Annotated in this window: 6 protein-coding genes and 1 pseudogene; 4 read left to right on the top strand and 3 right to left on the bottom strand. The window is 71.2% G+C overall.

Features of this window, described 5'->3' with window-relative positions:
* Positions 1 to 595 (bottom strand): GPP34 family phosphoprotein (locus tag H5J33_RS14380; RefSeq protein ID WP_181795303.1); only part of this gene is annotated, 595 nt, incomplete at its 3' end.
* A gap of 181 nt (positions 596 to 776) precedes the next feature.
* On the opposite strand from H5J33_RS14380, the gene H5J33_RS14375 reads away from it, so the two are divergent.
* From H5J33_RS14375 to H5J33_RS14365, 3 genes are all read left to right on the top strand, one after another.
* Positions 777 to 3,230 carry a D-alanyl-D-alanine carboxypeptidase gene (locus H5J33_RS14375; protein ID WP_181795302.1) on the top strand — a complete coding sequence of 818 codons (2,454 nt, stop codon included), beginning with the start codon at positions 777 to 779 and terminating at the stop codon, positions 3,228 to 3,230.
* 201 nt (positions 3,231 to 3,431) lie between these two features.
* Entirely contained in the window at positions 3,432 to 5,267 is a 1,836-nt protein-coding gene (locus H5J33_RS14370; RefSeq protein ID WP_181795301.1) for an MFS transporter, read from the top strand.
* Between the two features lie 123 nt (positions 5,268 to 5,390).
* Positions 5,391 to 6,947 (top strand): sodium:solute symporter family protein, encoded by a 1,557-nt coding sequence (locus H5J33_RS14365; protein WP_181795300.1) that lies wholly within the window; start codon positions 5,391 to 5,393, stop codon positions 6,945 to 6,947.
* Positions 6,948 to 6,953: 6 nt separating this feature from the next.
* Here H5J33_RS14365 and H5J33_RS14360 read toward each other — a convergent pair whose 3' ends face one another.
* A complete protein-coding gene (locus tag H5J33_RS14360; protein WP_181795299.1) occupies positions 6,954 to 8,069 on the bottom strand; it encodes an ADP-ribosylglycohydrolase family protein in 1,116 nt (371 codons plus the stop codon).
* A 203-nt stretch (positions 8,070 to 8,272) separates the two neighbouring features.
* Between H5J33_RS14360 and H5J33_RS14355 the strand changes: the two genes are divergently transcribed.
* Positions 8,273 to 8,791 (top strand): DUF2165 domain-containing protein, encoded by a 519-nt coding sequence (locus tag H5J33_RS14355; RefSeq protein WP_181795298.1) that lies wholly within the window; start codon positions 8,273 to 8,275, stop codon positions 8,789 to 8,791.
* Here the strand turns inward: H5J33_RS14355 and H5J33_RS14350 are convergent.
* Positions 8,784 to 9,126, bottom strand: a pseudogene (locus H5J33_RS14350) (hypothetical protein); the annotation flags it as partial. The gene H5J33_RS14355 and the pseudogene H5J33_RS14350 sit on opposite strands and share 8 nt — an antisense overlap.

The following is a 9,126-nucleotide window of genomic DNA, read 5'->3' as shown; positions in this document are numbered from 1 at the left end:
CGTGCGCGACGAGCCCGCCCATGGGGTCGTGCCGGATCAGATCCCGCAGCCGGGAGCGGGACGAGCGTCCCTCGTTCCCCGGATACAGGTGCTTGCCGAGCCCGACGGCGTGCGCCAGGGCGGCGAGCGCCGCGGTCCGGGGGTCCGGCGGCACACCGGTGCGGATCGCGGAGTCCAGCCGGGCCCGTATCTCCCGGCTGATGGCGGTGTCGGTCGCCTGGTAACGCGTGGTCGGCAGCACCCCGCACATCTGGCCGGCCACGGCGGCGACCATGCCGCACCGCTCCAGATGCGAGAGATAGGTCTGCCTGAGCCCCAGCCGGGGCCCGCCGATCCAGTGGACGGCACGCACCGGAGCGCCACGCCTGCGCAGCAGCTCCAACGCGCTGTCCAGAGTCGGATCTCCTGTCGGCCGTGGCACCACCACGGCGATACGATCCCCGTCTGGGGCTATCCGTCCGGCCAGCGCCAGCTCCACTAGCTGTGCACCGGCCAGACCGAGGTCGAGCGACTGCGGCTGCGCAGTGGTACCCGTGGCCGGGTCCAGTGCCAGCAGCAGAAGCTCCTCCGGAAGTGTTCTGCGGCTCCTGCCCATCCATGCCTCCCCGCGTGGATGAATGACAGGGTGACCCCTCTCACATTGGTCTGTCGAGGGCGCGTGACCGGTTCGTAAGGGAACCGGTAGGTATGTCGTTCTCGTCTACCGCAGGGGCCAAGCCCTCACACAGGACACTGGTACATGGTTCGGACAGGGCGCGTGCGGCAGCGCGCGGCGCATGGAGGAGGCATCGGTGGCGGGCGAGTCCCCCGACAGGTCGAAGCAGCGCGAGTCGTCGGCGGAACCGACGTCACAGAGCGCGGGTCCGGTTCCCGAGACGCGCGATCCGCGGCTGACGGTGGCCCGCGAGAAGGATTCCCCGGCCGGCGGTACGGACACGGCGACGCGGGTCCTGGCGGTACGGCCCGAGACCCCGGCCGAGCGCGAAGAGCCGTCCGGCGCGGCGGACTCCGTCCCGGCCGACGGGGACGCGGAGCTGCGCGCGGCCGTCTCGGCGTGGATCCGGAAACCGGGGACCGACGCGACTGCAAAGGGTGCCGGTGCCGCCGGGGGCGAGGACGAGGGGTCGTCCAAGGAGGAGGCGGCGAGCGGGAGTTCGTCCGACGGGGAGTCCGGAGACTCGTCCCGTCCCGCGGCCGGCGCGGACACCGACACCGACACGGACGCCGACGACTCGCCGAGCGGAGAGGCCGAGGGCGAGGGCGACGACTCGTCCGACTCGCGTGCCGAGGGCCGTTCCGAGGGTTCGTCCGACACCGGTGACAAGGGCGGCGACGGTACGGCCGCCGAGGACAAGGCCGACACCGGGAGCAAGGACGAAGTCGCCGACGAGGACGACCCCGAGGACGACGCCGACGACGAATCCGCTGCCGACGCGAAGGAAGCGGCCGACACGGACGCGACCCCGAACGCCAAGGCCGGCATAGACACGGCTGCGGACGCAGACGACGCAGACGTAGACGCAGACGCAGACGCAGACGCAGACGCAAAGAACGACACCGGCGCCAAGGCCGACGCGGACACCGGCACCGATACGGCCTCCGACGCCGACACCGACGCCGACACCGACGCCAAGAAAGACGCCACTGCCGGCGTCGACCAGCCGACCACCGTCTTCAAGGCCGTACAGCCCAAGAAGGCCGCCGTCGACCAGCCGACCACCATGCTCAAGGTCGGTGACACCGGCAAGCCCAAGCCCGCCGAGACCGAGACCGCCGAGACCGAGTCCGAGCGCACCAGCAAGTTCGTCGCGCTGAAGGACGACATGCGCCCGGCCGGCAAGGCTCCCGCGCCGAAGGACGGTGCGGCCCCGGACACCAAGGCTCCCGCGTCCGAGGCCACCACCGCCGTCCCCCGGATCGGCCCCGAGCGCACCACCCAGCAGCCGCTGCCGCCCAAGCCCCCGCTGGACCTGCTGGCGGAGCTGACCAACACGCCGCCGCCCCCGGAGACCCCGGTCCGCACGCTGATGCGCCGGATCAAGATCTGGACCCCGCTGGTGCTGCTCCTGGCGATCGTCTTCGCGGTCGTCCAGGCCTTCCGCCCGCTGCCGGCGCCCGCCCTCGCGCTCAGCGCCGAGGAGACCTACACGTTCGACGGCGGCGCGACCCGGCTGCCGTGGCCGGGCGAGGGCCAGGGCTGGATGGACGTGGACGGCATCGGCACGATGGGGAACTTCGGCGAGCAGAAGCCCGTGGCCATCGGCTCGGTCGCCAAGACCATGACCGCGTACCTCATCCTCCGCGACCACCCGCTGAAGCCGGGCGAGGAGGGTCCCAAGATCAAGGTCGACGAGACGGCGGAGAAGGAGGCCGGTTACAACACCGCGGGCGAGTCGACGCTCACCACGGTCAAGGCCGGCCAGTACCTCACCGAGAAGCAGGCCCTGTCCGCCGTCATGATTCCCTCCGCCAACAACATCGCGCGGCTCCTCGCGCGCTGGGACGCGGGCTCGGAGGCGGCGTTCGTGAAGAAGATGAACGCCACCGCCAAGGAGCTGGGGATGACCGGCACCACCTATACCGACCCCTCGGGCCTGAAGAAGACCACCGTCTCCACGGCCCACGACCAGGTGAAGCTCGGCCGCGCGGTCGTGAAGGTCCCGGCGCTGGTCGCCATCACCAGCGCGGCCAGCTGGACGGACCCCTCCGGGCACTTCTGGCCGAACACGAACGAGCTGCCGTACCGCATCGGCGCGATCGGCATCAAGACCGGCAGCACCTCCGTGGCCGGCGGCAACCTGCTGTTCGCCGACCGCAGGAAGGTCGGCGGGCAGACGGTGACGGTCGTCGGCGCGATCCTCGGCCAGCACAAGCCGGACATCCTGGACACCGCCAACAAGGTCAGCAAGACCGCGCTGCTCGCTGCCCGGGAGGACCTGACCTCGGCGAAGGTCCTGAAGAAGGGCGATGTGGTCGGCTATGTGGACGACCGGCTCGGCGGTCACACCCCGATCGTGGTCACCGAGGACGTCACGGCGGTCGGCTGGGCGGGCCTGAAGGTGAAGCTGACCTTCGCCTCCGGGTCGGTGCCGCACACCGCGAAGGCCGGCACCCGGGTCGGCACGCTCACCGTGGGTGACGGCACGGCCGCGGCGGTGAAGGTTCCCGTCGCCCTCCAGAAGGATCTGGCCGAGCCCGGATTCGGCGCCAAGCTGACCCGTCTGGGCTGATCACCGGCCCGCCCCCGCCACCGCACCCCGTCGCCGGAGCCGAACCCGGAAGCCTCCGCGACGGGGTGCGTGCTAGCGTCACGAATCGGGGCAGGTCGCCGGTCACCCGAGACAGGGCCGCGAACTGGAAGAAATCGGAAAGCGGCCGGGTACACCGTGGGGCGGCCGAGAACAGAAGACGGGACACGGGGAGTGCCTTCAGTGGCCACAGCGGAGCCGACACGCGCCGACGACGCCGAACCGGGCCCGGGAGCCGGCGCGCGAATACGACCGTCCGGGAGCGGCGCGGACAGCGCCACCCCCGAGGTGGCCCCCGGCGAGGCCGCGGAACCGCGCACCGCGCTCGGTGCGCTGCGCCGGCGGCTGCTGCGGCATCCCGTGCTGTCGGTCACGGCCCTCGCGGGTGTGCTGCACATCATCTGGTTCTTCACCTTCGCGAACAGCGGTGGCGATCTGGCCGCCCAGGACGCGTGGGCGGAGTTCGTCGGCCGGCACCCCGACTCGGCGTACAACCTCGCCTGGTACGGCGGCATGCACCCGGTGTCGTACAGCGTGGTGTCGCCGTATCTGATGTCGGTGCTCGGCGTCCGTACGACGATGATGGTCGCCGGCACCGTGTCGGCGGGCCTGCTGACGCTGGTGCTGATCCGCAGCCGGGTGGTGAGGAACCCGCTGTGGGCCTCGCTCGCCGGGGTCTTCGCGCTGCTGTGCAACGCGATCTCCGGGCGGGTGACGTTCGGGCTCGGCACCATGTTCGCGCTCGGCGCGGTCGCGGCGGTGTTCTGCTGGCCGCACCGCTGGCGCACCAAGCGCTGGGCGAAGGCTCTGGTCACCGCCCCGCTGGCGGCGCTCGCCACGATGTCCTCGCCGGTCGCGGGGCTGTTCGTGGGGCTGGTCGCGGTCGCGCTGTTCCTGCAGAAGCGGCGGCCCGGCGCCTGGGCGCTGGGGCTCGCGCCGTCGGCGGTGGTCGCGGTGTCGGCCTGGCTGTTCCCGTTCTCCGGCACCCAGCCGATGGGGTTCGGCTCGGTGGTCATGCCGCTGCTGTACGGCCTGCTGTGCCTGTTCCTGGTGCCGAAGCGGTGGGTGACCGTCCGGCTGACGGCGGCCGTCTACAGCGTCGCCGTGGTGCTGGTGTGGCTGATCAGCTCGCAGATCGGGTCGAACATCTCACGGCTGCCGATGATGTTCGCGGGCGCGACCCTGATCGCGGCGCTGCCGTACACCGTGCCGAAGTCGCGCAAGTGGTATCTGACCGTGCTGGCCTTCCTCGGCTTCGCCGGCTGGCTCGGCTACAAGTCGGTGGACGACATCATCCACACCACCCCGGCCGCGTCCTGGGCGCGTGAGCTGGCCCCGCTGGTGAACGAGCTGCAGAAGGGCGGCGCCGAGAAGGGCCGCGTCGAGGTGGTCCCGGCCCGCTCGCACCGCGAGGCCTCCGCGCTCGCCCCGTACGTCAACCTGGCCCGCGGCTGGAACCGGCAGGCCGATATGGAGCGCAACCCGCTCTTCTACGACGACACGCTGAACTCGGCGAACTACCACGAGTGGCTCAAGCGCTGGGCCGTGCACTACGTGGTGCTGCCCAAGGACCACCTGGACGGGTCCGGCGGCCAGCGGGAGCGGGCGCTGCTGCGCAGCGGGATGCCGTATCTGAAGCAGGTCTGGGGCGACGCCAACTGGCAGCTGTTCAAGGTCACCGACCCGGCGCCGCTCGCCGAGCCGAACGCGGTGGTGGACCGCGCCGACCAGGTCGAGATGACCCTGCGGGTGCGCAAGCCCGGCCGGGTGCTGGTGCGGATCCCGTACTCGCCGTGGCTGAGCGTCGTGGACGAGCACGGCAAGAGCCTGAAGCCGCCGCAGGAGTCCTCCGGTACGCCCAAGACGTACCGGAACGTCAACGGATGTCTCACGCAGACGCCGGAGGACGCGAACGGGGACCGGTGGACGGTGCTGGTGGCGCCGAAGGCCGGGACGTACCGGCTGGCCGCGCCGTACCAGCTGCCGCGCGGCACGCCGTGCCCCGACGAGCTGAAGTAGGCCGGGCGGCCCCCAGCACCTGTTCATATACATAAACGAAGGTCATCACGGCGAACGATTTTGCCTCGACTTGACCTTCCCGTTGCTTGTAGTGTTCATGTGAGCGGAACCACGATCGGGCACATGAACAGTCTCGACTGGGCCGTGCTCATCGGCTACTTCGGTGTGATGGTCGCGATCGGCGTCTGGTCGCACAAGCGCGTGGACAACGTCTCCGACTTCTTCACGGCCGGCGGGAAGATGCCCTGGTGGCTGTCCGGCATCTCGCACCACATGTCGGGCTACAGCGCCGTGATGTTCACCGGGTACGCGGGCATCGCCTACACCTACGGCGTCACCTCGTTCATCACCTGGTCCTTTCCCATCGCGCTCGGCATAGCCATCGGGTCGAGGCTGTTCGCGCCGCGCGTCAACCGGCTGCGCTCCCGGCTCCACGTGGCCTCCCCGCTGGAGTACCTGAAGAACCGCTACAACCTGCCGACCCAGCAGGCGCTCGCCTGGTCCGGCATGCTGCTGAAGATCGTGGACGTGGGCGCCAAGTGGGCGGCGATCGCCACGCTGCTGTCGGTGTTCACCGGGATCTCGCTGAACCAGGGCATCCTCATCACCGGCGCGATCACCGCCGTCTACTGCACGATCGGCGGCCTGTGGGCGGACGCGCTGACCGAGCTCGGCCAGTTCGTCATCCAGTTGCTGGCCGGACTGTCCATGTTCGCCGCGGTCGTGGTGAAGCTGAACGACAAGGGCATCGGCTTCCTCGGGGCCTGGGACGAGCCCGCGCTGCACGGCCACGGCAAACCGCTGGTCGGCCCGTACAGTATGGTGTTCCTGCTGGCGTTCCTGTTCATCAAGCTGTTCGAGTACAACGGCGGCATGCTGAACCAGGCCCAGCGCTACATGGCCACCGGCAGCGCCCGTCAGGCCGAGCGCTCGGCCCGGCTGTCGGCGATCCTGTGGCTGGTCTGGCCGGTCGTGCTGTTCTTCCCCATGTGGATGTCCCCGCTGCTGGTGCACGCGCACAAGCCGGACGGCTCCGACTCCTACGCGCTGATGACCGAACAGCTGCTGCCGCACGGGCTGCTCGGCCTGGTCATCGTCGGGTTCTTCTCCCACACCATGGCCATGTGCTCCTCCGACGCCAACGCGATCGCGGCGGTCTTCACCCGGGACCTCGCGCCGGTGCTGTCGGCCAGGGCGCGGGGCTGGGGCGAGCGTACGGGGCTGATCGCGGCCCGGGTCACCACGGTCGTCTTCCTCGGCCTGTCCATGGCGGTCGCGACCCAGGTCAACTCCCCCGCCTTCAAGGACATCATCACGGTCGTCATCAAGTGGGTGGCGGGGCTGATGGGGCCGATCGCGATCCCCATGATGCTCGGGCTGCTGCGCCCGTTCCGCCGCTCCGGGCCGACGGCGGCGCTCACCAGCTGGGCGGTGGGCCTGCTGGCCTTCTGGCTGGTCAACTACCCCATCAGCTGGAACGTGGACGGCGGTGTGCCGCTCCAGTACCAGGTCTCGGTGCCGCTCGCGGTCTCCCTGGTCCTGTACATCCTGATCGGCTTCCTCAAGCCGGAGGACACACCGCAGCGGGTGGCCGTCATCGAGACGGTGAACACCGACGGCGACCCGGCGGCGGTGCCGGTGCCGGCCGAGGCGGGCGACGACGTGGTGGGGGCGCCGTAGGGGGTCTCACGCCCGGGGGTAGCGCGCCAGCCACCCCGGGGACGCCCCGGCCGGTCCGTGCAGGGCCGGGCCCTGGGTCATCTCCATCGCGAAGTCGTCGGCGAGTTCGAGGAGCGTGGGACGGCCCTCCAGCTCGGCCAGCCAGGCCGGGGGGAGGGCCGTCTCGCCGTGCAGGGCGCCGAGGAGGCCCCCGGTGAGGGCGCCGGCCGCCGCCGACGGGCCGCTCTGGTTGACCGCCAGGCACAGCCCGTGCCGTACGTCCTCCCCCACCAGCGCGCAGTACACGGACGCGGCCAGCAGCCCGTCCGCCGTGCCGTCGCCGGCCAGCTCCTCCACCCGGGCCGGGGTCGGCATGCCCTGCCGTACCGTGCCGAGGGCGTGCTGGAGGGCGTCGCACACCGGCTGATGGCCGGGGCGGGCGGTGAGCAGGGCGAGCGCCCGCTGCACGGCGCCGTCCAGGCTGTCGCCCCGGGCCAGCCCGTGCACGATCACGGCGTACGCGCCCGCCGAGAGGTAGGCGACGGGATGGCCGTGGGTCTGGGCCGCGCACTCCACGGCCAGCTGGACGACGAGCTGCGGCTCCCAGCCGACGAGCAGCCCGAAGGGTGCCGAGCGGGCGACCGCCTCGGGGCCCGTCTCCCGCGGGTTCTTCGGGGACTGGAGCGTGCCCATGGTCCGGTCGCCGAACCCGATGAGCAGCGCGCGGGTGGGGTCGCGGCGGGCGTACAGCCACTCCTCGCGGGCCAGCCAGCCGTCCTCGGCGCGGCGCTCGTCCGGGCCCCAGTCCCGCTGGGTGGCCGCCCAGCGCAGATACGCCCGGTGCAGATCGGTCGGCGGGTGCCAGGCGCCGGTGTCCCGCCGTACCTGGGCGCGTATCAGCCCGTCGACGGTGAACAGGGTCAGCTGGGTGTGGTGGGTGACGCTGCCGCGCCGGCCGTGCCCGACGGCCAGGTCGAGCAGCCCCCGGCCCCCGTACGCGGCCCGGATCTGCTCCAGGGAGAGGTGGTCGGCCGGCCCGCCGAGCGCGTCGCCCACCGCCACCCCGAGCAGGGTCCCGCGCACCCTGCTGCGATAGTCCTGCTGTTCGGCACGGCCCCAGACGGCACCGGTCGTCACCCCCACCAGACCTCCCCTGGCACCGCCCGCCTGTACGACGCGCAGCACTGTAATCGACCGGGAACAGTCCGTTCAGCGGGACAAAACCGTCCCCACGGGTCGTTCTCCGGCGGACCGGCCGCGTTCCCTGCGGCAACACCCGGGGTTCACCGGTCCTGTGGCTCAATACCCCCGGGTCAGGCCGGTGTTGGGCGGGAGAGAATCCAGCCATGACCACCACTCCCACCCGCCCCACCGGCCTCAGGCCGGCCGCCGGGGTGCTCACCGGCATACTCGCCCTCTACATCGCCCTGGTCGCGCTCGGGAACATCACCGACTTCGGGACCAACCAGAGTTACGTCCGGCACGTGCTGTCGATGGACACCACGTTCAAGGACGACGCACTGATGTGGCGGGCCGTGACGAGCACGGCCCTGGAGGACACCGCCTACGTGCTGATCATCGTGTGGGAGAGCGTGGCGGCACTTCTGCTGATGTGGGGGACCTGGCTGTGGGCGCGGGGCAGGGACGACTCCGCGCGGCGCTGGTCCACCTACGGGCTGCTGATGCTGATGCTGCTGTTCGGCGGCGGGTTCATCGCCATCGGCGGCGAGTGGTTCGCCATGTGGCAGTCGAAGTCGTGGAACGGGCTGGACGCGGCGACCCGGATCTTCCTGATCAGCGGGGTCGCGCTGATCGTCAACCAGCTTCCCGCCCGGCGGCCGCCGGCGGGGACGGACGCTAGTTGACGACCGCGACCCGCGTGCCCTGGTCGCCGAAGGACCACAGCGCGGCCCCGTCCTCCTTGTGCATGCGGATGCCGCCCAGCTTCTGGCCGCCCGCGGGGGGCGGGGAGGAGCCGTCCAGCGCGTTGGAGAAGGCCACGTTCACGCCGTCCGCCTTGGTGAAGTACATGACGTGCTCGATCTCCACGCCGTCCGAGCCCTTGAGGGACTGGGTGCGCAGGGTGATCGAGTAGCGGCCGGGCCGCGGGGCGACCGTGCCCGGCCACACCGGGAACGTGCGGATCGGCTTGCCGGTCGCGTCGACCAGCCACACCCGCTTGGCGCCCAGCGAGTAGACG

Origin of the sequence: Streptomyces sp. WELS2 (assembly GCF_013870595.1) — a bacterium.
Classification (GTDB): domain Bacteria; phylum Actinomycetota; class Actinomycetes; order Streptomycetales; family Streptomycetaceae; genus Streptomyces.
The sequence above is the reverse complement of the archived record's forward strand: the minus strand, read 5'-3'. Positions and strand labels throughout refer to the sequence as shown.

Bases quoted from the DNA above. Each gene is read 5' to 3' on its own strand.
- H5J33_RS14365 (WP_181795300.1), top strand. From the start codon at position 5,391: ATGAACAGTCTCGACTGGGCCGTGCTCATCGGCTACTTCGGTGTGATG.
- H5J33_RS14375 (WP_181795302.1), top strand. From the start codon at position 777: ATGGAGGAGGCATCGGTGGCGGGCGAGTCCCCCGACAGGTCGAAGCAG.
- H5J33_RS14355 (WP_181795298.1), top strand. From the start codon at position 8,273: ATGACCACCACTCCCACCCGCCCCACCGGCCTCAGGCCGGCCGCCGGG.